The sequence below is a fragment of the Caulobacter sp. genome, assembly GCF_965279145.1.
In the GTDB taxonomy this organism is placed as follows: Bacteria; Pseudomonadota; Alphaproteobacteria; order Caulobacterales; family Caulobacteraceae; genus Caulobacter.
The window spans coordinates 3,279,550-3,305,973 of record NZ_OZ257139.1 but is presented as its reverse complement, the minus strand read 5'-3'; the positions used below and the strand labels follow the sequence as shown (position 1 = coordinate 3,305,973).

Here is a 26,424-nt window from a genome sequence, read left to right as displayed (position 1 = left end):
GGTAGCGTCATTCCCCTGACGGGCGAAAGGCGACCAAACCACTCACTGCCAGGGCTTCAGCGCTTGACGCCGGCAGTGGCCAGAACCGGGAGGCCCAGAGTGCGGGAGGCCGAGGCGGGTGTCTGCAAACCGGGGCGCAGGAACATCCGAACCAGACCGGCGCAGGCTGCGGAGAACATCGCGAACAGGATTGTCAGGGCCAGGATCGGCTTCTTCAGGCTCTTGCCCTGCGAGGGAGCCACAGCGCGCTGGACGATGCGGATATTGTCACTGGCTTCCGAGGACATCCGGCGCTGAGCCTCGTCCTGCTGCTCCTTGACCGTAAAGTCGCGGACGTTGGTCGACAGCACATCGCGATCACGGGTGAGAGCGTTGAACTGGGGCTCAAGTTCCGAGAGCCGCATCAGCCGCTGGTTCACATCCATGACCTGGTGGCTGTATTCGGCCAGGGACTCGCGCAGGGCCGCGACTTCGGCGTTCAGGTCATTTCGTGTGGTCTGCAGGGTCTGCCAGATCGGATTGGGCCCGCTGCGGCGAGCGCCTTCGCCGTTGGTGCGGCCGGCGGCGACACCCTGCTCCAGTTGAGCGATCCGGGCGTCGATGTCGCGCACCGGCGTGGCGTCTGGCTTGTAGACCGCCAGGAGCCCCTCGCGATCCAGCTTCAGCTGGGTGAGCTTGGCCAGCGCCGTCATGTCGTTGTCGCGATAGAGCACCGTCTCGGTCGGCGTGCGTCGCAGCTCCGCCTCGACAGCGGCCAGCCGGCCGATGCGGTCCTGAAGCTGGGCCTCGATCGAATACTTCTGCTGCTCGACCTGCGACTGCAGCTGCGTCAGCGTGGTCTTCTGCGAGGTGAAGTCGCCAATATCGTTGCTCGACAGGAACGACTGATAGCTGGCGTCGGTCTCGGCCAGCTTTTGCTCGAAGATATCCCGCTGCCGCTGCAACACCCGATCATCGGCGCCGATCAACAGGCCGCGACGATAGGTCAGATATTCTTCCAGAAGGGTGTTGAGGACCTTCTCGGCCATGTCGGGATTTTGGTGCTGGTAAGCCAGCCGGATGATCGAATTGTCGGGCGCGGTCTCTATCTTTAGGCTCTTGGCGATGCTGTCGCGCCCCAGGGCGATCAGCTTGCGTTTTCCCTCGGGCGTCGCGCCAGCATACTTGCCGGCTTGAGCCGGGAAGATGTTCACGAACCCAATCTTGCGGATCACCCGCTCGCGCAGCTCGCCACTGCCCAGGATCTCGGCTTCCGACTGGATGACCTGATCGACGTCGGGGACGGCGCCGCGGGCAGCATCGCCGGCCTTCGGCTCGTAGACATACTCCTGGCCCAGGCGAACAAAGAGGCTGGATTGAGCGGTGTAGCTCTTCTTCTGGGTCATCGAGAATCCGACGCCCAGCGCCAGGATCACAAGGAAGACGGCCAGCATCAGCCCGCGTTCGCGCCACAGCAGAGTGACAAAGTCGGTAGGCGCGTAGCGCGCACGCGTGGCCCAGTCGCGTTGCGACGGCGGGTCATGCGGCACACTGGTCCAGGCGCTCGTCGTCGACATGCGAATCCGAAGGGTTCAATCTCGGCTTCAAACTGGTCCGCCCGCCCTTAAGGCTTCGTTACCCATTCCTGTTAAGAGTTGCCGCATGCAAAGGCGCACGCATCTCTCGACGGCTTTGGCCCTCATGCTCCTGACCAGCGGCGTGACCGCCTGCGGCCACGTTGACGGCGAGCCCCTGACCCCCGCCCCTCGCCCGACCGGCTCGTTCCCGAATATCGGCTATGCCGACTGGAGCGACGACGAGCCGTCCTATCGCTTCTATCCAGGCGACGAGGTCGAGGTGAACGTGCAGTCGGCCCCCGAGTTGAACAAGAGCGCCATCGTGCAGCCGGATGGGCGTATCGCCCTGCCCCTGCTGGGTCCGGTAATGGCCGCCGACCGCACGATCTATGAATTGGAAGACGCGGTCACAGCCGGCTATTCCACCCAGCTGTTGAGACCGCAGGTGCAGATTTCGGTCAAGACGGCGACGCCGCTCAAGGTGTTCGTTGGCGGAGAAGTCGGAAACCCGGGCGTCTATGATATGCCCGGCGATGTGGACGCTCTCCGGGCGGTCATCCAGGCCGGCGGCTTCAAGAGCACATCCAAGCGCAGTCAGGTCGTGATCATTCGTCGCGGCCCCAACGGTCGCGCCATGATGCGCACGGCGGATCTGCTGAAGGGGCTGACCAATCCCGGCGGCGGCGTGGACCTGATCCCGCTTCGCCGGTTCGACATCGTCTACGTCCCGCGCAGCGGCGCGGCGGAGACGGGGCTATTCATGCAGCAGTATTTCCGTGACCTGCTGCCCATCAGCTTCAGCTACGCGATCAACGGCGTCGGCCAGTAGGCCCGCCCCGCGATCGGCGGGAGCGCTGAACCCGACGATCGGGTTCAGCCGTGGGCCAGCCATTCGCGAGCGGCGCGTTGGGCTTCGGCGACATCCTCGCTGGCCATCTCCTGCGAGATTTCCTTGCGATAGACCTTGGCCTCGACCGAACCACGCATGGCGGCGAGGTTGAACAGCATGTGGGCCGAGACATAATCCAGCGGCGCGCCGCCTTGACCGGTCGAATACAGCAGACCCATGCGGAAAAGTTCGTCGCCCGACGACTCGGCGGTGGGCAACGGCAGGACGTGGGCCGGAGGCGGTTCGATGTTCATCATCATGGCTTCATCTCCTCTTTCAAACCCCCACCGGCGTTCTGCCGGATCCGGGTCTGGATGCAGAGAAGTCCATCGCCGCTGAATATATAGTTAAGCCCGAGAACATCATGAACTTGCCTGCGAATACAGGGATTATTCACGGTTATTACTAGGCGTAAACGCCTATATACAGCGAGTTAACGCCCTCGCTTTCCAAAGAGCGCCCTCCGCCCTCTTCAGCGGCTTTTCCCAACACAGGAGACCCGGAGAGCCGCGATTCCGCTTTCAGCCGAAAGCCTTTTGCAAGGTTTCGCGGGCGGCCAAGCTCTCAAGCAAGACCTCCGCCGCCTGGAATTCCGTCGAAAGGATGCCGCATTTTTTTCATGGCGCAAACGACCACGAGCCCGGGAAGCGGGCGATGGACAATAGGCCGCGGATAAAAAACTTGCCCACTTGCTCGTCCAATCCTTCGCAGGGACACGCGCCCGAACGACTTCGGAGACTGCTCACCTGACATCTCCATTCAGGCGCGGTTCAGCCGGTCAGAGCCAGCATGGCTTTCAAGGTCGAGGGACTAGGCGTGCTCAGGCCGCCCGACAACAAGGAGTAGCAAGATGAAACGCCTGTTGCTTACGATCGCCGCCGTCGCTTCGGTCGCTGGACCCATGGTCGCGATGGGAACGGGAGCCGCCGCCCAGGACCGGGGCCGCTGGGACCATCGCGATGATCGCCGTGACGATCGCTGGGATGACCGTGGAAGCCACCATCACGATCGTGGCGGCGACCGGGACGACCGCTACGGGTACCGGCACGAAGGCCGCTGGGACCGCGACCGCTGGGATGGCGGGCGGCATAACGGCTACTACTACAACAACCGCTTCTATTACGGCGCGCCGCCGACCAGCTATTATGGCCGGCCAAGCTACCGGCCGGGCTACGAGTCCTGGCGTCGCGGGGCCTATCTGCCCGCCTATTATCGGGGTGGCGGTTACGTCGTGCATGACTATGGGCGCTATCGCCTGCGCCACCCGCCGCGCGGCTACTACTGGTACAGAACAGGCAATGACTACGTCCTGGCGGCCATCGCCACGGGGCTTATCTTTGACGTGATCAGCAACTACTAGACCTCGCCTCTTCCTGAAATCGCGGGATGGCGTCCTGGCCAATAGCTGGGACGCCGTCTTGCCGCCACATGCGCCGCTCAAGCGCCGCGGATCTGGCCAACGCGCCCGATTGCGAAGTCATTTCGACCGCAATCCAGGGCCAGCGTAGGTCTGGCGTCACAATCCGACGCCGCAGAAATCCAAGGCGCTCCCATGAAGACCCTTCGTATCTCCGCCGCCGCTCTCGTCATTGGCTTCACCGGTTACGCCGGCGCGGCGCTTGCCCAGCAAACCGCTCCGCCGCCCGCCCAGACGATGACTACCGATATGCCGGCCCCGACACCGCCGGCGCCCCTGCAAGATCCCGCAACGCAACCGACGCCGCCCCCGATGCCGCAGGCGGACAGCGCCACGACGGCGGCGAGCCCAACCTCCGCGACCGTTTCCGACAGCAAGCTCGCCACCGATGCTGACGCCTCGGCGAAGACCAAGGCCAAGAAGCACAAGCGCCCGATAGAGCAGCCGTCGCCTGACGCGCCCAAGCCCAACTAGGTCGACACCGGCCCCGAAAAAGGGCCCGCCGCGAAAGCGACGGGCCCTTTGCCTTGCGGAAAGCCCTGCGGCCTAGAGGCCCAGCTTGGACTTCAACAGATCGTTGACGGTGGCCGGATTGGCCTTGCCGCCCGTCTCCTTCATCACCTGGCCGACGAACCAGCCAATCGCCTGGGGCTTTTCCTTCACGGCTTCGGCCTTGTCGGGATTGGCCGCGATGAGCTTGTCGATCGCCGCTTCGATGGCGCCCGTGTCGTTGATCTGCACCAGGCCGCGTTTCTCGACGATCTCAGCAGGACGGCCCTCGCCGGCCCACATGTGCTCGAAGACTTCCTTGGCGATCTTCGATGAGATGGTGCCGTTCTCGATCAACTCGACCAGCTGGGCGATGTCCGAAGACGGCAGCGGCGAGGCGGCGATCTCGTGGCCGTGGGCCGACAGACGCGCCAGCAACTCGTTGGTCACCCAATTGGCCACCAGCTTGGCGTCGCGTCCCTTGGCGGCGGCTTCGAAATAGTCGGCCCGGTCACTCTCGATGATCAGCACGCCGGCGTCATAGGCCGACAGGCCGTACTGGCTCTGCAGGCGCGCCTTCTTGGCGTCCGGCAGCTCCGGCAGGGTGGCCTCCAGCGCCTTGACCCATTCGGAGTCCAGGATCAGCGGCAGCAGGTCCGGATCGGGGAAGTAGCGATAGTCATGCGCCTCTTCCTTCGACCGCATCGAGCGGGTCTCGACCTTGGTCGGGTCGAACAGGCGGGTCTCCTGATCGACCTTGCCGCCGTCCTCCAGGATCTCGATCTGGCGACGGGCCTCGTATTCGATGGCCTGCTGGATATAGCGATACGAGTTGACGTTCTTGATCTCGCAGCGCGTGCCCAGGTGGCTGAAGCTGCCGGTCTCGCGGAACTTCTCATAGTCGCCTGGGCGGCAGACCGAGACGTTCACGTCGGCGCGCAGGTTGCCCTTGTCCATGTCGCCGTCGCAGGTGCCCAGATAAACGAGGATCGTGCGGATCTTCTTCACATAGGCCGCCGCTTCTTCCGAAGAGCGCATGTGCGGCTTGGAGACGATCTCCATCAGCGCCGTGCCGGCCCGGTTCAGGTCGACATAGGTGGCGTTGGGGTTGAGATCGTGGATCGACTTGCCCGCGTCCTGTTCCAGGTGCAGTCGCTCGATGCCGACGTCGAAGGTCGTGCCATCGTCGCGCTCGACGGTGACAACGCCCTCGCCGACGATCGGCTGGTCGAACTGGCTGATCTGATAGCCCTGCGGCAGGTCGGGGTAGAAGTAGTTCTTGCGGTCGAAGCGGCTCTTCAGATTGATCTTGGCCTTCAGGCCCAGACCCGTCTTGACCGCCTGCTCGACGCAGAAGCCGTTCAGCACCGGCAGCATGCCGGGCATGGCGGCGTCCACCAGGCTCACCTGCTCATTGGGGCCCGCGCCAAAGCCGACGGCGGCGCCGGAGAACAGCTTGGACTTGCTGGCGACCTGGGCGTGGATCTCCAGGCCCAGAACGATTTCCCACGGACCGGTGCGGCCTTGGATGGTTTTGGATTCTTGCGTCATGCGCCTCTCTTACACCGAGCGCGCCGTGCCGGAAAAGCCTTAGGCCGAAGGGTTTGATCGTCGAGCCAGACGAGCGGGGCGGTCCTGTTGGCGCCAGCACCCTGCGCGGAGCAAAGCCACTGTTCTGTGGGCGCTCGATACGCCACGCTAAGGCTTCGAACCAATCGCTTTAAGCGATCGGCGATTAAGGCGCCTTCTTGTCGGAAAGGGCGCCATTGTTTGCTCTACGGAACCTCGCGGCATGCCTCTCGTTTACTTCGGTGAATAAGGAAAGCTGAGGAGGACATCATGACCGCCCTGAACCAAACCTTGAACCTCGACCCGATTGAGTCGCGCCCGTCGCGCGCAGCACGTCCCGCCGTCAACGCTCCGCTGGCCGCCAGCGATGGCTCGGACATGTTCGTCAACACGCCGGTCTATGCCCGGACGCCCAAGCGCAAGGCGAGCAACAATCTGCCGCTTCTGGTCGGCGCGCCCGTTTTGCTGGTCGCCGCCGGCGCCATGGCCTGGGTGATGATGGCTTCCCCCGCCCAGACGCCCGCCGGAACGGAGCAACCCGCCGAGATGGCCGTGGTCGACAGCGCCCCGCTGACCACGCCGGTTCCGCCGGCCGCAGCGACGCCCGCGCCGATCCCGACGCCCTTCGAGACCGCCGCTGTCGAAGCGCCCGCCCCGCGCGCCACGGCCCCGGTCAGGACCGCCGCGCCCCGCGCTCAGGCAGCCCGCCGAGCCGCTCCGGTTCAGGCCGCCGCGCCTGACGCCAGCGCCGCTTCGTCAAACGTGAGCGCCACCGTTCCGGCCGCGCCCACGGTGATCGTGGCTGAACCGGCGCCACTGGTCATTCCCGCCCCCGTGGCCCCGGCGCCCACGCCGGAGCCGGTGACCCCGATGGTCCCGCAATAATCCCCTGAACTGAAAAAGGGCGGCTCCTCCCGGAGCCGCCCTTTCTTTTGTCAAAGGCTCAGCGGCCGGTCACCACCAGCGCGCGGCCTTGGCCGTGAAGCCGGCAGCCTTTTCCAGCGCTCCGGCGACCGAGAAGACGGTGCCTTCGTCCAGCGGCTTGCCGATGATCTGCAGACCCAGCGGCAGGCCGTTGGCGTCCAGACCGGCCGGCAGCGACAGGCCCGGCAGACCCGCCAGGTTGGTCGTCACCGTGAAGACGTCGTTCAGGTACATGGCGATCGGATCGTTGCTGTTCTCGCCCAGACCGAAGGCCGCCGAGGGGGCGGTCGGGGTCAGCAGCGCGTCGCAGGTTTCCCAGGCCTTGTCGAAGTCCTCGGCGATGCGGCGACGCACCTTCAGGGCCTTCAGGTAGTAGGCGTCGTAATAGCCGGCCGAGAGCACATAGGTGCCGATCAGGATGCGGCGCTTGACCTCGTCGCCAAAGCCCGACGCCCGGGTGTTTTCATAGATCTCGGTCAGGTTGGCGCCGTCTTCGCGCAGGCCGTAGCGCATGCCGTCGTAGCGGGCCAGGTTCGACGAGGCCTCGGCCGGGGCCACGATGTAGTAGGCCGGCAGGGCGTACTTGGTGTGCGGCAGCGAGACCTCAACGATCTCGCAGCCGGCGTCCTTCAGCCACGCGATGCCGTCGGCCCACAGCTTCTCGATCTCGGCGGGCATGTTGTCGACGCGGTATTCCTTGGGAATGCCGATCCGCAGGCCCTTGACCGACTTGCCCACGAACAGGCTGAAGTCTGGCACGTCGACGTCGAGGCTGGTGGAGTCCTTGGGGTCATGGCCGCACATCGAGGTCAGCAGCAGGGCCGCGTCCTCGACGGTCTTGGCGATGGGGCCGGCCTGGTCCAGCGAGCTGGCGAAGGCGACGACGCCCCAGCGCGAGCAGCGGCCATAGGTGGGCTTGATGCCCACGGTGCCGGTGAAGGCCGCCGGCTGGCGGATCGATCCGCCGGTGTCGGTGGCGGTGGCGCCCAGGCACAGGCCGGCCGCCACGGCGGCGGCGCTGCCGCCCGACGAACCGCCGGGGGTCAGGGCCTTGTCGCTGGCGGTCGAACGCCAGGGGTTGATCACCGGACCGAAATATGAGGTCTCGTTCGACGAGCCCATGGCGAACTGGTCAAGGTTCAGCTTGCCCAGCATCACCGCGCCGTCGCGCCAGAGCTGGCTGGTGACGGTCGATTCGTACTGCGGAATGAAGCCTTCGAGGATCTTCGAGCAGGCCGTCGTCTGGACGCCCTTGGTGCAGAACAGGTCCTTGATGCCCAGCGGAACGCCGTCCAGCGGCCCTTCGACGCCCAGGGCGCGACGGGCGTCAGAGGCGGCCGCCATCGACAGCGCCTGTTCCGGGGTTTCCACGACGAAGGCGTTCAGCGCGCGCGCCGCCTCGATCGCCTCGATATGGGCGGTGGTCAGCTCGACCGAGGTGAACTCGCCGGCGTTCAGGCCGTCCAGCGCGCCCTTCAGGGTCAGGGAGGTCAGGGCGCTCATTATTCGACAACCTTGGGCACGACGAAGAAGCCGTCGATCGACTTGGGGGCGTTAAAGGTCACGGCGGTGACATCGCCGCCCATGGTCACCACATCCTCGCGCAGCGGCGCGCCGGCGCCGACCACGCTGGTCAGCGGCTCGACACCGTCGGTGTCGACCTCGGCCAGCTGTTCGATCCACGCCATGATGCCGTTCAGTTCCTGAGCCAGCGCCTCCAGGCGCTCCTCGGGTTCGGCGATCCGCGCGAGCCGCGCGACCTTGCGCACTGTGGCGACGTCAATGGCCATGGGGGCCTCCTGAATTCCAAGCGCGTGGGTTAGCCGTGCGAGGGGCGCTTTGACAAGTCGTTCCCCGTGATAAGAGGGGCAATGCCCGTACTCGACATCGAAGAATTCGCCGCCGCCCTCCCCGACTACCTGCCGATCGTCGGTCTCGACCCCGGCGAGAAGACCATCGGTGTGGCCGTTTCCGACGTCACCCTGACGGTCGCCAGCCCCCTGGCCCTGATCCGGAAGACCAAGTTCAGCGAGGACGCCGCGACGCTGTTCCAGCTGATGGGCAGCCGCAAGGCGGCCGGGATCGTCATCGGCCTGCCGATGAACATGGACGGCACCGAGGGCGTTCGCTGCCAGTCCAACCGGGCGCTGGGCCGCAACCTGCTGCGCCTGCAGCCGCACGTGCCGATCACCTTCTGGGACGAACGGCTGTCGACGGCGGCCGTGACCCGGGTGCTGATCGAGGAGCACGACGTCAACCGCAAGCGTCGCGGCGAGGTCGTGGACAAGATGGCCGCCGGCTGGATTTTGCAGGGCGCGCTGGAGCGCATGCGGGGGATACGGGAAGCTGCGGGCAAGGTTTGATCGGCTGAAATCCTCCCCCTGAAGGGGGAGGTGGTCGCGCAGCGACCGGAGGGGGAAGTGGGCTGAGGCTGCATCACTTCCCTCTCCGTCGGCTTCGCCGACACCTCTCCCCTCGGGGAGAGGACTTGTTGCGCACGACTTCGCGACCTCGCGCGGAAACCGCCGAGTTGGTGGGAAGGGTCGCGGAGCGTCCGGACCACGTCCGGATGTGAGTTAGAGAAGTACCGTTTCGACGAAGCCGTTCGCTCCGCGTGACCGTTCTGGCGAAAGCGTTTCCGGCTCGGCGGTGTTGGCGCCTCCTCGTCCATGCCTCCGACGGGCGGGCGGGAGAGCGACTCCCGTCCGGAACGCGGACCTTTCAGTCCGCCTGCCCCCCTGCCGACCCTCGAGGTCACGTCGTTTTAGTTTTCCACGGCCGACCGCCGCCAGAGACAACGAGGTTGGCGGCTTTCACCCGCCATCGGACAGAGCGTTTCCCGCTCGATCACACCCCGCCGCCGCTTGGTCGCTGGCCTAGCGCCCTTCCCAACGACGAGGTGCGATGATTATGCGGCAGGTTTTAAGAGGGCTGCGTCGATTGTCTGGACGCCCGTGTCGATCCTCCCTCTAGCGGGGGAGGTGTCGGCAAAGCCGACGGAGGGGGAAGTTCCGCTGAATCAATGCGGTGCTCCCCCGCCGCCCCCCATTTGCATGGGGACCGCCTCCCCCTTCAGGGGGAGGACTTGGGGCGTCGATCCCCGCGCCCATCCGGGGACGGCGCGATCGCAATCCCCGTGGTCGCGCCTTCCCTCTCCCGGCAAAGCCGCCTAAGACACCGTTTCATGACGGCCAAGCCCCATGATCCCGCCCGCGTCGCCCTCGACGCGATCCGCGCCCGCGCCTTTGCGTTCCCAAAGCGCCATTTCCTGTCCGCCGGCGACCTGAACGCCCCCCAGGCGGCCGACCTGCTGGACCTGGCCGAGGCGTTCGTCGCCTTCAACCGCCAGACCTCCAAGTCGCTGGACCTGCTCAAGGGCCGGACGCTGATGAACCTGTTCTTCGAGAACAGCACCCGCACCCAGTCCAGCTTCGAGATCGCCGGCAAGCGCCTGGGCGCCGACGTCGTCAATATGAGCCCGCGCACCTCGTCGATCACCAAGGGCGAGACCCTGATCGACACCGCCGTGACCCTGAACGCCATGCGCCCCGACCTGCTGGTGGTGCGTCACGCCTCCTCGGGCGCGGCGTCCTTGCTGAGCCAGAAGGTCAGCGGCCACGTGATCAACGCCGGCGACGGCCAGCACGAGCATCCGACGCAAGCCGTGCTGGACGCCCTGTCGATCCGCCGCGCGTTCGGCCGGGTCTCGGGCCTGACGGTGGCGATCTGCGGCGACGTGCTGCACAGCCGCGTGGCGCGCTCGAACGTCTCCCTGCTGCACACCCTGGGCGCCAGCGTGCGGCTGGTGGGTCCCGCCACCCTGATGCCGGCCCAGGCCGAGCGCTGGGGCGTGACGGTGCACCACGACATGAAGTCGGGCCTGGCCGGGGCCGACGTGGTGATGATGCTGCGCCTGCAGCTGGAGCGGATGCAGGGCGGCTTCGTGCCCTCGACCCGCGAATATTTCCGTTTCTACGGCCTGGACCGCGAAAAGCTGGCCCGCGCCGCGCCGGGGGCCAAGGTCATGCATCCCGGTCCGATGAACCGGGGTGTGGAGATCGATTCCGACGTGGCCGATGATCCGGCCGTCAGCCTGATCCAGGACCAGGTCGAGATGGGCGTCGCCGCCCGAATGGCGGTGCTGACCAGCCTGGCCGCACGGCTGGAGGCCGACCAATGAATTCGCCCCAGCCCCTGGCCTTCACCAACGCCCGCCTGGTCGATCCCGAGAGCGGTTATGACGGCCCCGGCGGCGTCATCGTCTCGGAAGGCGTGATCTCCGACGTCGCCAAGGGCCGCGAGTTCGGCAAGCTGGGCAAGGGCGTGCGCGTGGTCGACTGCGGCGGCGCCATGCTGGCCCCCGGCCTGATCGACCTGCGGGTCAAGACCGGCGAGCCCGGGGCCGAGACCAAGGAAACCCTGGCGTCAGCCGCGCGCGCCGCCGCCGCCGGCGGCGTGACATCGATCGTGGTTCAGCCCGACACCGATCCGGCGGTCGATGATCCCAGCGTGGTCGACTTCATTCTGCGCCGCGCCCGCGACATCGACAGCGCCCGCATCCTGTGCGCCGGAGCGGCGACCAAGGGCCTGAAGGGCGAGCAGATGGCCGAGATCGGCCTGATGCGCGAGGCCGGCTGCGTCTACATCACCGACGCCGACCGCCCGATCGTCGACAGCAAGGTCTTTCAGCGTATCCTGACCTACGCCAAGGGCTTCGACGCCCTGCTGGCCCACCGGCCGATGGACATGTGGCTGGCCAGGGGCGGCGCGGCGATCGGCGGCGAGTTCGCCGGGCGCCTTGGCCTGCCCGCGATCTCGCCGATGGCCGAGCGGATCATGCTGGAGCGCGACATCGCCCTGCTGGAAGCCACCGGCGGCCGCCTGCTGGTGGATCAGATCACCAGCGCCGGCGCGCTGGAAACCCTGGCGCGCGGCAAGGCCAAGGGCCTACGGCTGCACGCCAGCGTGTCGATCAACCACCTGTCGTTCAACGAGCTGGACGTGGGCGACTATCGCACCTTCGCCAAGCTCTCCCCGCCCCTGCGCGGCGAGGACGACCGTCAGGCGCTGATCGAGGCGCTTGCTTCGGGCCTGATCGACATCGTCGTGTCCGCCCACGCGCCAGCTCCGGCCGAGGACAAGCGCCTGCCGTTCGACGAGGCGGCGCCCGGCGCCATCGGTCTGGAGACCCTGCTGCCGGCCTTGCTGTCGCTGTACCATGACGAGCGCCTGCCGCTGGTCGACATGATCCGCACAGTGACCCTGGCCCCCGCCGAGCTTCTGGGCCTGCGCGGCGGCCGCATCGCGCCCGGCGCGCCGGCGGACCTGGTTCTGTGTGACATCGACGCCCCGATCATCGTCGATGCGGCCAAGCTGCTGTCGAAGTCCAAGAACTCGCCGTTCGACGGACGCAGGCTGCAGGGTCAGGTGCTGATGACGCTGGTGGATGGGCGTGTGGTGCACCGGGCTGAGGGATAAGCCGGCAATGGCAAGGATTGACAATCCTTGGCAAAATCCTCTCACTGCCGTCAGAGGTGCATGATGGCGACCATGAACGTTTCCCTGCCTGACGCCATGAAGGACTGGGTGGAAGGCCGCGCCGAGACCGGGCGCTACAGCAATGCCAGCGACTATGTTCGCGACCTGATCCGCCGAGACCAGGAACGCGCCGAAAAGATCGCCGCGATGCAGCGTCTGATCGATGAAGCCGAGGACAGCGGCGTCAGCTCCAGTTCCATGGACGACATCCTCGCCGCGGCGCGTCGCCGGCTGCGGGCCAGCGCGGATGGCCTATAGGCTCAGTCGCAAGGCCGAGGCGGATATCCTCGACATCTATCTGACCGGAGCGGGCGCGTTTGGCGAAGACCAAGCCGAGCGCTATCACGCCGGATTGCAGCAGACCTTCGAATTTCTCTCCGACTTCCCGCGCGCCGCACCTGAACGCGCCGAACTCGGCCGCGCGTCACGCGTCCACTCCTACAAGAGCCACATCATCATCTACAGGCTCGACGGAGCGGACATCTTCATCCAGCGCGTTCGCCATGGATCCGAGGATTGGCTTCCCTGAAGGGGCCGGCCGCGCGTTTTGCTCACCCGCCGAGTCTCCTGCTACAAAGCTCCACAAGCAATCCTTGCGCGGCGGTTGAAATCGCGCGCAACTCGCCTTAGGGTCGAAACGTGCAAGATCTCGCTCAAGCCGTCTATCTCACGCTCGCGATCACCGTCGTCGGAGGCTACCTCCTCGGCTCGATCCCGTTCGGGCTGATCGCCACCCGCCTGGGCGGGGCCGGCGACATCCGCAAGATCGGGTCGGGCAATATCGGCGCGACCAATGTGCTGCGCTCGGGCCGCAAGGACCTGGCGGCCATCACCCTGCTGGGCGACGCCGGCAAGGGCGTGCTGGCCGTGCTGCTGGCCCGCTGGCTGACCCATGACACCGCCGCTATCGTCGCCCTGGCCGGCGGCGCGGCGTTCCTGGGCCACCTGTTCCCCGTCTGGCTGAAGTTCAAGGGCGGCAAGGGCGTGGCCACCTTTTACGGCGTGCTGCTGGCCGCCTGCTGGCCCGTGGGCGTGCTGGCCGCGATCACCTGGATCGCCATGGCGGCCCTGTTCCGCATCAGCTCGCTGGCCGCCCTGGCCGCCGCCGCCCTGGCCGCGCCGTTCGCCCTGGCCACCGACCAGCCCTATCCGATGCTGCTGCTGGCCCTGTTCATGGCCGTGCTGATCTTCATCCGCCACCGCGAGAACATCGCCCGCCTGCTGAAGGGCGAGGAGCCGAAGATCGGCAAGAAGAAGACGGCGGAGACCCCGCCTCCCGCCGCATGACCCCCATTTTCGCATGACCTTGGGCCGACTCTCGGACATCCAGCGCCTGGCCTGGCTGCGGCTGGCGCGCACCGAGACGGTCGGCCCCGTCGCCTTCGAGCACCTGCTGGCGCGCTTCGGCACGCCCGAGCGGGCGCTTTCCGCCCTGCCCGACCTCTCCCGCCGGGGCGGTCGCGCCACGCCGCTGAACATCCCCCTGCGCGAGACCATCGAGCGCGAACTGGAGGCCGGCGCGGCCATGGGCGCGCGGCTGCTGTGCGGCTGCGAGCCCGACTTCCCGGCCCGCCTCGCGGCCCTCGATCCGCCGCCGCCGGTGCTGTGGGCGCTGGGCCGCGCCGAGCTGCTGCCCCGGCCCAGCGTCGCCATCGTGGGGGCCCGCATCGCCTCGGCCGGCGGCCAGCGCTTCGCCCGCCAGCTGGCCGCCGAGCTGGGCGAGGCCGGCCATGTCATCGTCTCGGGCATGGCGCGCGGTGTCGACGGCGCGGCCCACGAGGGCTCGATGCGCACCGGATCGGTGGCCGTGCTGGGCGGCGGGATCGGCGATATCTATCCGCCCGAACATGCTTCCTTGCACGCCCGCCTGGCCGTCGAAGGCTGCGTGGTCAGCGAGAGCGCGCCCGACCGCCGCGCCCAGGCCAAGGACTTCCCCCGCCGTAACCGCATCATCTCGGGCCTGTCGCTGGGCGTGGTGGTGGTCGAGGCCGAGCTGAAGTCCGGTTCGCTGATCACCGCCCGCCTGGCCGCCGAACAGGGCCGCGACGTCTTCGCCGTGCCCGGCTCGCCGCTGGATCCCCGCGCCCGGGGGACCAACGACCTGATCCGCCAGGGCGCCATCCTGTGCGAGGGCGCCGAGGACGTGCTGCGTTCGCTGTCGGGCCAGACCCACCTGCGCGAACGCGACCGGGCCTATGACGGCGAACCCGAGGCCGATGTCGATTTCGACGCCCTGCGCGAGCGGCTCGCCGGGCTGCTGTCGCCGACGCCGGTGTCGCGCGACGAACTGGTCCGGGCCACGGGCGCGCCGACCTCGGCCGTGATGGCGGCGCTGGTGGAGCTGGCCCTGGCGGAACGGGCGCTGCTGCTGGCCGGCGGTCTGGTGGCGGGCGCCTGAAACAGCGCTGCATTGCCACGCCTGGCCGTTTGGCGCGTTGTGGCTGTTTCGCCAGGCCAAGGAACGCCCATGCCCGAGTCGAGACTGAAGCCGGGAGTCGATGTGCCCTGGATGACCAGTTGGTCGGAAGAGGAAGGCCTGGGCGTGCGTCCCTGCCCCAGCATCGGCGGACGGCTGGCGGTCTGCCAGGTCGAACGTCCCGGCTTCGGACGCCCGCAATATTCGATGAACCACTTCCGGCGGCAGCGGGAAGCGGTGATCCAGATGCGCTGTCCGATGTGCGGCGAGCCGACGCCCGACGGCGACCGCTGGACCCAGATCGCCCACCGCAAGCCCGCCGCCGCGCTTCGCGCCAAGGGCCTGGGCGGCTACCTGCCGCCCGCCTTGCCCGACGACCAGATCATCATCGACGCCGGCTCGATCCCGCCGCTGCACGAGGCCTGCGCGCGGCACTCGATGGAGCACTGCCCGCATCTTCGCGCCCAGGCCGACGCCGAGGTGCGGCCGTTCCCCGCCCAGTGGATCATCGCGCCGCTGATGGTGCAGGTCGTCGCGCCGCCCGCGCCGCTGGCGGTCCTGACCACGCGGCCCGCCCCGCCGCCGCCCGCCGTGGTCGGCTTCATGCAGATCTTCGGCCTGACCGAGGAGCGCGGCAAAAGCCCCAGAAGGACCGGCCGGACCCGCCTTCGCTGATATTTGGCTGTAACTTTCCAGCAAGCTGAGCGAATACCCAGCAATGGCGGCGGGCCGCCACGTTCGGGAATCAAGATGAGCCAGCAGACCGTCGCCGAAACGTTCAACAGCGCCGTACAGGCCAGTGGCGAGGGGCGTGGCGAAGACGCCGAGGCCGGCTTTCGCGCCGTACTGGCCGCCGATCCCAACCATGCCGAGGCGCAGTTTGGCCTGGGGCTGACCCTGATGGGCGCGCGCCGCTTCAACGAGTCGGTCGAGCCGCTGCGCAACGCGACGGCGTCGCCCGCGGCGGAGGCTGTATGGCTGGTCTGCCTGGGTCAGGCGCTGTACCTGACCGGCGATTTCTCGGGCGCGGTCGAGGTGTTCGACCGGGCGGCCTGCCAGGGGCCCCTGCCCGCCAACGCCGATCAGGTGCGCGCCCGGGCCGCCGCCTTGGCGGCCATCATAAACGGCGTCCTGATCGAAGACGCCCTGTCGCTCTACAGCGCCGATCCCGAGGAAGAGCTGTCGGTGGCGCGCGAGGCCTTCGCCGTGTTTTCGGCCTTCGAGCAGTTGGACGCGGCCCGCACGATCGGCGCCTGGCTGGCGGAGCGCAGCCCCGACGACGTCGTCCACGCCTATGCGATGCGGGTGCTGACGGACGCCTCGGTCAGCCGCGCCCCGGCCGACTATGTCGCGGCGAAATTCGACGGCTTCGCCGACCAGTTCGACCACCAGTTGGTGACCCTTCTGGACTATCAGGCCCCCTCGCTGCTGGCCGGGATGGTCGCCCGCCACGCGACCGCGTTTTCCGAGATCCTCGACCTGGGCTGCGGCACCGGCCTGTCGGCGGAGCCCTTCGCCGGATTCGGCGCGCGGCTGACGGGCGTCGACCTGTCCGGCGGGATGCTGGCCAAGGCCGCGGAGCGCAACGCCTACGCCCGCCTGATCCAGGCCGACATCGTCGATTTCCTGCGTGACCGGGCCGAGACCTTCGACCTGGTGCTGGCGGCCGACGTGCTGATCTATCTGGGCGACCTCGCTCCCCTGTTCGAGGCCCTGAGCCCCGTGGTGCGGCCCGGCGGCCTGTTCGCCTTCAGCGTCGAGGTCGCCGCAGACGGGTGGTCCGTGCTCCCGTCAGGCCGGTTCGCGCACGCCGACGCCTATGTTCGCGACCTGGCGACGCCGGCTTTCGAGGTTCTGGAACACGAAATCACGGACCTGCGGCGCGAAGGCGCGGGCGTCGCGCGGGGCGGTCTGTATGTGATGCGGCGGAAAGCCTAGATCGAAAGGTCGATCAAAAGGCCCGTACCCTGGGCCGGCGCGGCGCGCACGGCCTGCTTGAGCTGGTCAGCGATCTGCGCGCGTTCGGCGTTCGACGCGATCGGCCTGACGGGCCGGATCGGCGAAACATAGGCCTCGGTGGCGATCCTGTTGACGGTCAGATCCAAGGCTGGGTCCAGCGAGGGTCAGGGGTTGAGCCTAGAATAATGCCAAGCCAGGCTTAACAACCGCCTACCAAATCAGGTCAAACGCCACTGTTTCCACAGCCCGCGTTGACAGACCCCCCGTCACGCCCCCACTTTCCGGCGCTCGCCTTTCGGGCGATCCTTCCCCCTGGGTACAGAGTCCTAATGAACGTCGTCGTCGTCGAGAGCCCGGCCAAGGCCAAGACCATCAACAAGTATCTCGGGTCCGACTACACGGTTCTCGCCTCGTACGGCCACATCCGTGACCTGCCGTCGAAGGACGGCTCGGTGGAGCCTGACAACGATTTCGCGATGAGTTGGGAGATCGACGCCAAGTCTTCCAAGCGCGTCTCCGACATCATTGACGCGATGAAGGGGGCCGACCGCCTGATCCTGGCCACCGACCCCGACCGCGAAGGGGAAGCGATCAGCTGGCACATTCTGGAAGTCCTTCAGAAGAAGAAGGCGGTCAAAGGCATGACCGTCCAGCGCGTGACGTTCAACGCCATCACCAAGGCCTCGGTGCTCGAGGCCATGGCCAATCCGCGCGACATCGACATGGAGCTGGTCGAGGCCTATCTGGCCCGCCGCGCCCTGGACTATCTGGTCGGCTTCACCCTCTCGCCCGTCCTGTGGCGCAAGCTGCCGGGCAGCCGTTCGGCCGGCCGGGTGCAATCGGTCTGCCTGCGGCTGATCGTCGAGCGCGAGATGGAGATCGAGCGCTTCAAGACCCAGGAATACTGGAGCGTCGACGCCGACGTCTCGGCCGGCGCCGACCCGTTCACGGCCCGCCTGATCAAGCACGAAGGCAAGAAGCTCACCAAGTTCGACCTGAACAACGAGGGCTCGGCCCTGGCCGCCAAGGCGGCGGTCGAAAAGGCCGTGTTCAAGATCGCCGGCGTCGAGAAGAAACCCGGCAAGCGCTCGCCCGCCCCGCCCTTCACCACCTCGACCCTGCAGCAGGAAGCCTCGCGCAAGCTCGGCTTCAGCGCCCAACGCACCATGCAGGCGGCGCAGAAGCTGTATGAAGGCATCGACATCGGCGGCGAGACCGTCGGCCTGATCACCTACATGCGGACCGACGGCGTGGCGGTGGGCCCCGAGGGCATCGCCGAAGCCCGCGACGTGATCGGCAATGTCTATGGCAAGGACTACGTCCCCGAGACGCCGCGCTACTACAAGGTCAAGGCCAAGAACGCCCAGGAGGCGCACGAAGCCATCCGCCCCACCAGCCTGTCGCGCAATCCCGGCTCGCTGCGGCTGGAGCCGGATCTGGGCCGCCTGTACGAATTGATCTGGAAGCGGATGATCGCGTCGCAGATGGAAAGCGCCCGCATCGAGCGCACCACGGTCGATATCGAGAGCCACGACGGCCAGACCGGCCTGCGCGCCACCGGCCAGGTCGTGCTCTTCCCCGGCTATCTGACGGTCTATGAAGAAGGCCGCGACGACGACGGCGACGAGGATTCGGCCCGCCTGCCGATGATCGAGGACGGCGCCAGCGCCAAGGTGATCGAGGCCCGCGCCGACCAGCACTTCACCGAACCGCCCCCGCGCTATTCGGAAGCCAGCCTGGTCAAGAAGATGGAAGAGCTGGGGATCGGCCGTCCGTCGACCTACGCCTCGGTCCTGACCGTGCTGCGCGACCGCGAATATGTGAAGATGGAGAAGAACCGCTTCATCCCGGAAGACAAGGGCCGTCTGGTCACCGCCTTCCTGGAGCAGTTCTTCCGCCGCTATGTCGAGTATGACTTCACCGCCAGCCTCGAAGAGCAGTTGGATCTGGTGTCGGACGGCAAGCTGGACTGGAAGCAGTTCCTGCGCGACTTCTGGAAGGACTTCGCCGCCGCCGTCGGCGAGATCGCCGAGCTGCGCGTCACCAACGTCCTCGACGCTCTGAACGACGCCCTGGGTCCGCACATCTTCCCCGACAAGGGCGATGGTTCCAACCCGCGCATCTGTCCCACCTGCGGGACGGGCATGCTGTCGCTGAAGGTCGGCAAGTTCGGCGCCTTCATCGGCTGCAGCAACTATCCCGAATGCCGCTTCACCCGCCAGCTCGCCACGTCTTCCGATGGCGAAGGCGAGGCGGAAGCCGCCGACAAGGAGCTGGGGATCAACCCGGAAACCGGCCGTTCGGTGTGGCTGAAGAACGGCCGCTTTGGCCCCTATGTCGAGGAGCCGCCGGCGGCCGAGAGCGGCGACAAGCCCAAGCGATCCAGCCTGCCCAAGGGCTGGCTCCCGGCCGCCGTCGACCTGGAAAAGGCCCTGCGCCTGCTGTCCCTGCCGCGCGAGGTCGGACTGCACCCGGATGACGGCAAGAAGATCACCGCCGGCCTGGGCCGCTTTGGGCCCTTCGTGCTGCACGAGGGCACCTACGCCAATCTGGAAAACCCCGAGGACGTCTTCGACATCGGCCTGAACCGCGCGGTCGCGGTGCTGGCCGACAAGCGGGCGGGCGGCGGACGTCCGCAGCGCGGACAGGCCGCGGCGCTGGCCGAGTTGGGCAATCACCCCGAGGACGGCAAGCCGGTCAAGGTGCTGTCGGGCCGGTTTGGCCCCTATATCAAGCACGGCGACACCAACGCCAATGTGCCCAAGGGCGCCGACCCGGCGGCCCTGACCCTGGAAGAGGCCGTGGTCCTGCTGGCCGAACGCGTCGCCAAGGGCGGCGGCAAGAAGCCGGCGAAAAAGGCCGCCGCCAAGAAGGCTCCGGCCAAGGCCCCCGCCAAGGCGAAGGCCGCCGCCGCCGACGGCGACGCTTCGGCCAAGAAGGCGCCTGCCAAGAAGGCTCCGGCCAAGAAAGCCACGCCCAAGAAGGCCGTCGCCAAGAAGCCGGCCAAGGCGCCGACCGGGACGGAGGTCTGACCCTACCCATGATCGCGATCCGGGGTTAGACTTTCGCCCATGACGACGCTCGAACGGCCCCTGCCCCTGCATGTCGTGGTCGCCGGACTGATCCTGATCAGCGGCCTCGGCTTCGCCATGGGCCTGACCAACGCGCTGAAGGACAACGGCTCGAGCGTCCGCGCCTCGACCGCGCCGCTCGCCGAGGTCTCGGGGACGCCGATCAAGGACGCGGCCCCCGCGCCGCTCTACGCGCCGCCGCCGCCTGAAAAGCCCAAGGTCAAAGCCGTCGAGGTCACAACGCCGGAAGCCGAGGCTCCGGTCGCGGTGATCGAAGCGCCGCCGGCCGCCGCTGATGCGGCGGCTGAAAAGAAGCCCGAGGTCGCGCCGACCCCGCCACCGACGCGGATCGAGGATCTGTACTGATCCCGCGCCCCTCGTCAGCGCCCAGAGCGGACCTTCTGATCTTCGGTAATATGGCGGACTGAGCTCCTTTTCCCACAAGGGAAGAAAGACTCGTACTCGGCTTTGACCGCGAACAACCTCCAGACTATCGCGGCAACGCGAGGCCCGTCATGCTGGCAAAGGTTCGGACAAGGTCGTCGCAAACGGCCTTTGACGCCTCGCACTGGACGCTCATCTTGACGAAGACCTTACCCCCATCCTTCACGACCTGTCGCTTCACCACAGCTGGGTAGGCCGGATAATCATCAGGCGAAAACGACCAGATCGTCCGGGCGGCCCTGTCGGTCGCGATGTCCCAGCCGTTGATGACGGTGAAAACGACGCCTGGACGGACTTTCAAGGCTTCCCGCGCATCCGATACGCTCGCATATTCGATGGCGGCCCCTGGGACCTCGGGAAGTTCAGCCTGGGCCGCATGGGCCATCGTGGGCAGCGCCAATAGAATGCTGAGAGCACCCCTTAATGTTACCTTGAGCGTTGAAGCGACCATAGGTTGAAAATATAGCGCAACCTGCGCCCTGTCCAATCCAGGTTTGGCGCGAGACAAACCCCTTCACCGCCCGCCAGCCGGGCCTTTGTCTCCGAGACCCTCCCCATGCGCCTTGCCGTAGCCGCCTCGATCATCCTCGCCACGGTCGCCACGGGGGCCTGCACCGACAGCAAGCGCGCCAGCCGCGAGGCGACCTGGGGCGACAAGCCGGCGGACATCGTCTGCTGGAGCTATGGCGCGCAGACCTTCGCCGGCCGCTCGACCGGCAAGGTCGAATATGACGAGGGCGGTCGAATCTCGTTCGTCGACGCCGCCAATGGCCGCTACACGACGGTCGAGGGTGAGTGCCGGGTCGTCTATTCGAAATAGTCTTCAGACGTCTGCTTGGGCCAGACTTGCCGCCTGAGGGCGGCCCGCCGATCAGATCGCGGCGGGTTTGATCGTCTTTCCCTTGGCCTTTGTCCCCGCTGCCGGGTTATCCCAGCACATGGCCAAACCGCGCACGCCCAAGTCGTCCAAGTTCCCCACCGCTGCAAAGCCGCCCGCCGGCCTGCCGGATCGCGACACCTTGCTCGCCTTCCTGCGCAGCGCGGGCGAGAGCGGCAAGGCCGACATCGCCCGCCACTTCGGCCTGAAGGGCGCCGATCGCCGGGCCCTCCGCGAAATGCTGCGCGAGCTTGAGGCCCAGGGGGCTTTGGGCAAACGCGGCCGCAAGGGCTTCGCCGAGGCCGGCTCTCTGCCGCCCGTGGGCGTGGTGGATGTGGTTGACCGCGACAACGACGGCGACATGTTCGTCAAGCTGACCAAGGCTGATGACGACGCGCCGATCGTGCGCCTGTCTCCGGCCCGCAATGCCGACGCCGGCGGCGCGCCGGGCATGGGCGACCGCCTGCTGGTGCGCTTCGAGCGCCTCGAAAACGGCGAGATGGAAGCCCGGCTGATCAAGAAGCTGGGCCAGAGCGCTCACAAGATCCTGGGCGTGATCCGCAAGCATCGCCGCGAAACCCGGGTTGAACCGGTCGATCGCAAGTCCAAGGAAGTGCTGGTCCTCTCGGAACTGGACGCCAAGGACCTGAAGGAAGGCGATCTGGTGCTGGCCTCGGTGGGCGCGCCCGCCGGCCGCTATGGTCCCAAGCAGGGCAAGGTGCTGGAAGTGGTGGGCAGCGAGGATGATCCGCGCGCCGCCTCCCTGATCGCCATCCACAGCCACGGCATCCCGGTGGGCTTCTCCGAAGCCGCCGAGGCCGAAGCCGCCGCCGCCAAGCCGCCGACCCTGGAAGGCCGCGACGACCTGCGCGACCTGCCGTTCGTGACCATCGACCCGGTGGACGCCCGCGACCACGACGACGCCGTCTACGCCCATCCCGATCCCGAGGCCGGCAATGTGGGCGGCTGGGTAGTGTGGGTGGCCATCGCCGACGTCGCCGCCTATGTGCGCCCCGGCTCGGCCCTGGACCGCGAGGCCCGCGAAAAGGGCAACAGCGTCTACTTCCCCGACCGGGTGGAGCCGATGCTGCCCGAGGTGCTGTCCAACGGCCTGTGCAGCCTGCGTGAAGGCGAGAACCGCGCCACCCTGGCGGTGCGGATGGTGTTCGACAGCGCCGGCCGCAAGAAGAGCCACCGCTTCGTGCGCGGCCTGATGCGCTCGGCCGCCAAGCTCTCCTACGAGCAGGCCCAGGCCGCCATCGACGGCGTGATCCCGCCCGACGGCCAGGACGGCGACAAGGCCCCGCCGCTGCTGGATGCGATCCTGCGGCCGCTGTGGGAAGCCTTCCGCCTGATGGGCAAGGGCCGCGAGATCCGCTCGCCCCTGGCCATCGAAAGCGACGAGCGCAAGATCGTCATCACCCGCGAGGGCGAGATCGCCTCGATCAACCGCCGCGCCAGCCTCGAGGCCCACAAGCTGATCGAGGAGATGATGATCCAGGCCAATGTCAGCGCCGCCGAGAGCCTGGAAGCCAAGCGCACGCCGCTGATCTATCGCGTCCACGACACACCCAGCCAGGAGAAGGTCCAGAACCTGGCCGAATTCCTGGCGACGCTGGAGATCAAGTGGAACAAGGGCGAGGCCCCGCAAACCTCGCGCTTCAACAAGCTGCTGGACGAGACCCGCGACGGCCCGCACGCCGCCATCGTCAACGAGGTGGTGCTGCGCACCCAGATGCAGGCCCACTACAGCGCCGACAACCTGGGCCATTTCGGCCTGAACTTGGCCAAGTACGCCCACTTCACCAGCCCGATCCGCCGCTATGCCGACCTGATCGTTCACCGGGCCCTGATCCGCGCCCTAGGCCTGGGTGACGATGGCCTGACCGACCAGGACGTCAGCCAGATCAAGGACACGGCCGAGACCATCACCTATGCCGAACGCCGGGCCATGGCCGCCGAGCGCGACGCCACCGACCGCTACATCGCCGCGTTCCTGTCCGACCGGGTGGGCGCGACGTTCAACGGCCGCATCACCGGCGTCACCCGCTTTGGCCTGTTCGTGAAGCTGGACGACACCGGCGCCGACGGCCTGGTGCCTGTCTCGACCCTGGGCGCGGAGTTCTTCGTCCATGACGAGCGGATGCACGCCCTGGTCGGCGAGCGCACCGGCAAGCGCTGGCCGCTGGGCCTGCAGGTCGAGGTCAAGCTGGTCGAGGCGACGCCCGTCACCGGCGGCCTGCTGTTCGAGATGATCACCGAACCGCTGCCGGCGGACCCCAGGGCCCCTCTGCCCCGGCTCGGCGCGCGGCGCCAGGCGGCGGTCAAGCCGCGCGGCGGCCTGCCCAAGGGCGTCCGGCGCGGCAAGCGGCGCTGATTTTGTAGGTGCTCCCCCTCCGGGGGAGCTGTCGCGGAGCGACTGAGGGGGCAGCGCCGGCGTCGGCAATACCTGGCGCGATCTGGGCGAACACCGCTCTGCCCCCTCCGGCCCTCTGGGCCACCTCCCCCAGAGGGGGAGATCCATCTATTTCAGCCCCCTGATCGCCTTCTCCAGCAGATCGGCCATCATCCGCTCGTCGGCGGCGGAGGGGTGGGAGTGGCAGGCGGTGCGCTCCATGCCGGTCACCCGCACCGGCGTCGCCAGGTTCGCCGTCGCGCCGTTCAGCCGCCCGGCGACCTGCGCGACATCGTCGGCGAAGGTGTCGCCGGCCAGCAGTAGGAACCGCGCCTGCGGATCGCGGCGCGCCAGGGCGGCGACGAAGGCGACATAGGCGTCGCGATAGTCGGCCCGCAGATCGGCTTCGTCCGGCCAGGCCTCGCCGGCCTTCAGCGGCGTCGAAAAATCGTTGGTGCCCAGGCCGACGACGATCAGGTCGGGTTTCCAGGACTCGGTCGGATCGACATGCGGCTCGGCCTGCCCCGGGATCAGGCGCGGATAGAGGGCGGGCAAGGGCTCGCCGGGCGCCAGGCCGCTGTAGTTGCGCACCACCCCGCGACCAGAGAAGGCGATGATGCGGTAGTCGGCGTCGAGCCGCCCCGCCAGGATCGGCGCGAAGGACTGGCTGGTGTCGGTGAGGTCGTGGACCTCGTCCTGGGTGCAGTCGCGATGGGTCGAGCGCACGCCATAGGCCACGGTGTAGGAATCGCCGATGAACTCGATGCGGCGCGGCCGCGCGGTCGGCGCCAGCGGTTTGCCCTCGGGGCCGACGAAGAAGCCGATGAACCGCGCGGCGCCCGTTTGGCTTTCGGTCAGCTTGTCCAGCCGCACCACGTGCTCGCCGGGCGCCAGATGGTCGAAGGTCAGGCGGGCAAGGCCCGGCTTGCGCAGCTCGGCGCGGACCTGGCCGTCGATGCTGACCGCCAGATGCTCGGAGCCGGTGTCGACCGCCACCGTCACCGACGGACCGGAAAAGCGTCCCTCGAAATAGACGCCCGGCCAACCGAACGCCAGGCCGCCGTCCGGCGCCGGAGCGACTCGACCGCCCACATGGGGGACCAGCGCCGTCTGGGCGGCGACCTGGGCGGCGGCGGGGGCGGTCGAGAGGGTCAGGGCGCCCAACGCGGCGAGAAGGATGGATCGCATGGTCGACTCCGACGGACAGGCTGCTCCCATCTGTCATAGCCGGACGATCCCGGCTAACAGGAAATCATGCGCCCAGATCTCGACCCTTTCCACGCCATCGCCATCAGCCGCCTGGCCCATCAGCTGAAGGCCGAGGGCCGCTCGATCATCCACATGGAGTTCGGCCAGCCCTCCACCGGCGCGCCGAAGGCCGCCATCGCACGGGCGCACCACGTGCTGGACACCGACGGCCTGGGCTATTGGGAAAGCCCCGCGCTGAAGGCCCGCATCGCCCGGCGCTATGACGACCTGCACGGCGTGAAGGTCGATCCGGAACAGATCATCCTGACCTGCGGCGCGTCGCCGGCGTTGGTGATGGCCTTGGCCTCATCGTTCGAGGCCGGCGACCGGGTGGCCCTGGCCCGCCCGGGCTATGTGGCCTATCGCAACACGCTGAAAGCCCTGAACCTGGTTCCGGTCGAGATCGCCTGTGGTCCCGAGGATCGCTACCAGCTGACCGCCGCGCATCTGGCGGCGCTGGACCCCGCCCCGGCCGGCGTCATTGTCGCCAGTCCGGCCAATCCGACCGGCACGATCATCGCCGACGACGAGATGGCCGCCATCGCCGCAGTCTGTCGCGAGCGGAACATTCGCATCGTCAGCGACGAGATCTATCACGGCCTCAGCTATATCGGCCCGGTCCGTTCGATGCTGGAGTTCGAGCCCAACGCCCTGATCGTCAACAGCTTTTCGAAATATTTCAGCATGGTTGGCTGGCGTCTGGGCTGGCTGCTGTCGCCGATGGACCACGTACACCGGGCGCGGGCCTATATGGGCAACCTGTTCCTGACCGCTCCGTCGCTGAGCCAGCACGCGGGCCTGGTGGCCATGGACTGCGCCGACGAGCTGGACGGCCATGTCGAGGTCTATCGGACCAACCGTCAGTTGCTGCTGGACGCCCTGCCCTCGCTGGGCCTGGCCCGCATCGCGCCGCCGGACGGGGCCTTCTATATCTGGGCCGACATCGGACACCTGACGAACGACTCGATGGCGTTCTGCCAGCAGCTTCTGCGCGATACGGGCGTCGCCACCGCGCCCGGCATCGACTTTGACCCGGCGGAAGGCCACCGGTTCATGCGCTTCAGCTTCGCGGTGTCGACGGCCGAGGTCGAGGAAGCGGTTCGTCGGCTGGTTCCGTGGTTTGCGGCGCAAGCCGCCAGTCCAGTCGCATCGCCAGGAAGGTGAAGGATCCCGACCAGCCGATCAGGATCAGGCCGGCCAGGGGTTCCAGGCTGGCGATCAGGCGCAGCGGGCCGATCACATAGACATCGCCGACCCCCTGGGTGGTGAAGGTCTCGATCGAGAAATAGAAGAACTGGCTGGCGCTCATCGACGAGGCGCCCACGAAGCTGCCCAACTTCAACACCCGCTCGCCGAGGGCGTAGCCGCCCGCGAACACGGCCGCCTCCAACCCGTGGGCGATGATCAGGCCGAAGATCACCAGCAGGATCTTCAAGTGACCTGAAACCGCCAGTCGGTCCTGGCCCTGCGACAGGGCGCGGAGCGCCTGGAAGTGGATCAGCACGGCGGCGGAGATGAGCGCCAGCGCCAGGGCGAGGGCGTAAAAATCCGCCATGATCTGCTCCTTCACGCGCGCGAGCCGGTCGCTCGCGAAAGCCTATGCCGGCGCCATTCAGGCCCAACTGTGATCGC

27 protein-coding genes are annotated in these 26,424 nt (G+C 67.4%); 18 read left to right on the top strand and 9 right to left on the bottom strand.

Annotated elements, in window-relative coordinates; all coding sequences use genetic code 11:
• Positions 1–56: 56 nt before the first annotated feature.
• Positions 57–1,556 carry a GumC family protein gene (locus ACQY9P_RS15510; RefSeq protein WP_421738387.1) on the bottom strand — a complete coding sequence of 500 codons (1,500 nt, stop codon included), beginning with the start codon at positions 1,554–1,556 and terminating at the stop codon, positions 57–59.
• A gap of 85 nt (positions 1,557–1,641) precedes the next feature.
• On the opposite strand from ACQY9P_RS15510, the gene ACQY9P_RS15505 reads away from it, so the two are divergent.
• A complete protein-coding gene (locus tag ACQY9P_RS15505) occupies positions 1,642–2,385 on the top strand; it encodes a polysaccharide biosynthesis/export family protein (RefSeq protein ID WP_421738388.1) in 744 nt (247 codons plus the stop codon).
• 44 nt (positions 2,386–2,429) lie between these two features.
• Here the strand turns inward: ACQY9P_RS15505 and ACQY9P_RS15500 are convergent, their stop codons facing one another.
• Positions 2,430–2,705 (bottom strand): sel1 repeat family protein, encoded by a 276-nt coding sequence (locus tag ACQY9P_RS15500; RefSeq protein ID WP_421738389.1) that lies wholly within the window; start codon positions 2,703–2,705, stop codon positions 2,430–2,432.
• Positions 2,706–3,295: 590 nt separating this feature from the next.
• Here ACQY9P_RS15500 and ACQY9P_RS15495 point away from each other — a divergent pair.
• The gene (locus tag ACQY9P_RS15495) at positions 3,296–3,805 is read left to right on the top strand and encodes an RcnB family protein (protein ID WP_421738390.1); all 510 of its coding nucleotides are present in this window, start codon (positions 3,296–3,298) and stop codon (positions 3,803–3,805) included.
• A 192-nt stretch (positions 3,806–3,997) separates the two neighbouring features.
• Positions 3,998–4,336: a proteophosphoglycan 5 gene (locus ACQY9P_RS15490; RefSeq protein WP_421738391.1), complete on the top strand. Its 339-nt coding sequence runs from the start codon at positions 3,998–4,000 to the stop codon at positions 4,334–4,336.
• Between the two features lie 72 nt (positions 4,337–4,408).
• On the opposite strand, the gene gatB is transcribed toward ACQY9P_RS15490, so the two are convergent.
• A complete protein-coding gene (gene gatB, locus ACQY9P_RS15485; RefSeq protein WP_421738392.1) occupies positions 4,409–5,902 on the bottom strand; it encodes an Asp-tRNA(Asn)/Glu-tRNA(Gln) amidotransferase subunit GatB in 1,494 nt (497 codons plus the stop codon).
• A gap of 288 nt (positions 5,903–6,190) precedes the next feature.
• Between gatB and ACQY9P_RS15480 the strand changes: the two genes are divergently transcribed.
• The gene (locus ACQY9P_RS15480) at positions 6,191–6,805 is read left to right on the top strand and encodes a hypothetical protein (protein ID WP_421738393.1); all 615 of its coding nucleotides are present in this window, start codon (positions 6,191–6,193) and stop codon (positions 6,803–6,805) included.
• Between the two features lie 69 nt (positions 6,806–6,874).
• Here ACQY9P_RS15480 and gatA read toward each other — a convergent pair whose 3' ends face one another.
• Both gatA and gatC read right to left on the bottom strand, forming a co-directional pair.
• Complete coding sequence (gatA, locus tag ACQY9P_RS15475) at positions 6,875–8,347, bottom strand: Asp-tRNA(Asn)/Glu-tRNA(Gln) amidotransferase subunit GatA (RefSeq protein ID WP_421738394.1); 1,473 nt, start codon at positions 8,345–8,347, stop codon at positions 6,875–6,877.
• Positions 8,347–8,634, bottom strand: a complete 288-nt coding sequence (gatC, locus tag ACQY9P_RS15470) for an Asp-tRNA(Asn)/Glu-tRNA(Gln) amidotransferase subunit GatC (protein ID WP_421738395.1) — start codon at positions 8,632–8,634, stop codon at positions 8,347–8,349. Before gatC ends, gatA begins: the two co-directional genes overlap by 1 nt.
• 81 nt (positions 8,635–8,715) lie before the next feature.
• Here gatC and ruvX point away from each other — a divergent pair, with 81 nt between their 5' ends.
• The 9 genes from ruvX (at position 8,716) to ACQY9P_RS15425 (ending at position 16,736) form a co-directional block, all read left to right on the top strand.
• A complete protein-coding gene (gene ruvX / locus ACQY9P_RS15465; protein WP_421738396.1) occupies positions 8,716–9,207 on the top strand; it encodes a Holliday junction resolvase RuvX in 492 nt (163 codons plus the stop codon).
• An 821-nt stretch (positions 9,208–10,028) separates the two neighbouring features.
• Positions 10,029–11,024, top strand: coding sequence for an aspartate carbamoyltransferase catalytic subunit (locus tag ACQY9P_RS15460; protein WP_421738397.1), 996 nt, complete (start codon positions 10,029–10,031; stop codon positions 11,022–11,024).
• Complete coding sequence (gene pyrC / locus ACQY9P_RS15455) at positions 11,021–12,322, top strand: dihydroorotase (RefSeq protein WP_421738398.1); 1,302 nt, start codon at positions 11,021–11,023, stop codon at positions 12,320–12,322. Before ACQY9P_RS15460 ends, pyrC begins: the two co-directional genes overlap by 4 nt.
• A gap of 63 nt (positions 12,323–12,385) precedes the next feature.
• Positions 12,386–12,640 (top strand): type II toxin-antitoxin system ParD family antitoxin, encoded by a 255-nt coding sequence (locus ACQY9P_RS15450; RefSeq protein ID WP_421738399.1) that lies wholly within the window; start codon positions 12,386–12,388, stop codon positions 12,638–12,640.
• Complete coding sequence (locus tag ACQY9P_RS15445) at positions 12,630–12,911, top strand: type II toxin-antitoxin system RelE/ParE family toxin (protein WP_421738400.1); 282 nt, start codon at positions 12,630–12,632, stop codon at positions 12,909–12,911. The genes ACQY9P_RS15450 and ACQY9P_RS15445 overlap by 11 nt, the downstream gene beginning before the upstream one ends.
• A 110-nt stretch (positions 12,912–13,021) precedes the next feature.
• Positions 13,022–13,669 carry a glycerol-3-phosphate 1-O-acyltransferase PlsY gene (gene plsY / locus ACQY9P_RS15440; RefSeq protein WP_421738401.1) on the top strand — a complete coding sequence of 216 codons (648 nt, stop codon included), beginning with the start codon at positions 13,022–13,024 and terminating at the stop codon, positions 13,667–13,669.
• Between the two features lie 13 nt (positions 13,670–13,682).
• Positions 13,683–14,780 carry a DNA-processing protein DprA gene (gene dprA, locus ACQY9P_RS15435; protein WP_421738402.1) on the top strand — a complete coding sequence of 366 codons (1,098 nt, stop codon included), beginning with the start codon at positions 13,683–13,685 and terminating at the stop codon, positions 14,778–14,780.
• A 69-nt stretch (positions 14,781–14,849) separates the two neighbouring features.
• A complete protein-coding gene (locus ACQY9P_RS15430) occupies positions 14,850–15,473 on the top strand; it encodes a hypothetical protein (RefSeq protein WP_421738403.1) in 624 nt (207 codons plus the stop codon).
• Positions 15,474–15,548: 75 nt separating this feature from the next.
• The gene (locus tag ACQY9P_RS15425; RefSeq protein WP_421738404.1) at positions 15,549–16,736 is read left to right on the top strand and encodes a methyltransferase domain-containing protein; all 1,188 of its coding nucleotides are present in this window, start codon (positions 15,549–15,551) and stop codon (positions 16,734–16,736) included.
• Here the strand turns inward: ACQY9P_RS15425 and ACQY9P_RS15420 are convergent.
• Positions 16,733–16,903: a hypothetical protein gene (locus tag ACQY9P_RS15420; RefSeq protein ID WP_421738405.1), complete on the bottom strand. Its 171-nt coding sequence runs from the start codon at positions 16,901–16,903 to the stop codon at positions 16,733–16,735. The genes ACQY9P_RS15425 and ACQY9P_RS15420 overlap by 4 nt on opposite strands.
• 183 nt (positions 16,904–17,086) lie before the next feature.
• Between ACQY9P_RS15420 and topA the strand changes: the two genes are divergently transcribed.
• Together topA and ACQY9P_RS15410 are read left to right on the top strand one after the other, a co-directional pair.
• A complete protein-coding gene (gene topA, locus ACQY9P_RS15415; RefSeq protein WP_421738406.1) occupies positions 17,087–19,789 on the top strand; it encodes a type I DNA topoisomerase in 2,703 nt (900 codons plus the stop codon).
• A 39-nt stretch (positions 19,790–19,828) separates the two neighbouring features.
• The gene (locus ACQY9P_RS15410; protein ID WP_421738407.1) at positions 19,829–20,194 is read left to right on the top strand and encodes a hypothetical protein; all 366 of its coding nucleotides are present in this window, start codon (positions 19,829–19,831) and stop codon (positions 20,192–20,194) included.
• 124 nt (positions 20,195–20,318) lie between these two features.
• Here ACQY9P_RS15410 and ACQY9P_RS15405 read toward each other — a convergent pair whose 3' ends face one another.
• Entirely contained in the window at positions 20,319–20,657 is a 339-nt protein-coding gene (locus tag ACQY9P_RS15405) for a hypothetical protein (RefSeq protein ID WP_421738408.1), read from the bottom strand.
• A 171-nt stretch (positions 20,658–20,828) separates the two neighbouring features.
• Here ACQY9P_RS15405 and ACQY9P_RS15400 point away from each other — a divergent pair, with 171 nt between their 5' ends.
• On the top strand, positions 20,829–21,092 hold the full coding sequence (locus ACQY9P_RS15400) for a hypothetical protein (protein ID WP_421738409.1): 264 nt from the start codon (positions 20,829–20,831) through the stop codon (positions 21,090–21,092).
• Positions 21,093–21,210: 118 nt separating this feature from the next.
• Entirely contained in the window at positions 21,211–23,526 is a 2,316-nt protein-coding gene (gene rnr / locus ACQY9P_RS15395) for a ribonuclease R (protein ID WP_421738410.1), read from the top strand.
• Between the two features lie 147 nt (positions 23,527–23,673).
• Here rnr and ACQY9P_RS15390 read toward each other — a convergent pair whose 3' ends face one another.
• A complete protein-coding gene (locus tag ACQY9P_RS15390; RefSeq protein WP_421738411.1) occupies positions 23,674–24,732 on the bottom strand; it encodes an SGNH/GDSL hydrolase family protein in 1,059 nt (352 codons plus the stop codon).
• 66 nt (positions 24,733–24,798) lie between these two features.
• On the opposite strand from ACQY9P_RS15390, the gene ACQY9P_RS15385 reads away from it, so the two are divergent.
• Complete coding sequence (locus ACQY9P_RS15385) at positions 24,799–25,956, top strand: pyridoxal phosphate-dependent aminotransferase (RefSeq protein WP_421738412.1); 1,158 nt, start codon at positions 24,799–24,801, stop codon at positions 25,954–25,956.
• On the opposite strand, the gene ACQY9P_RS15380 is transcribed toward ACQY9P_RS15385, so the two are convergent.
• Entirely contained in the window at positions 25,853–26,347 is a 495-nt protein-coding gene (locus tag ACQY9P_RS15380) for an ion channel (protein WP_421738413.1), read from the bottom strand. The two genes, ACQY9P_RS15385 and ACQY9P_RS15380, sit on opposite strands and share 104 nt — an antisense overlap.
• Between the last annotated feature and the right edge of the window lie 77 nt (positions 26,348–26,424).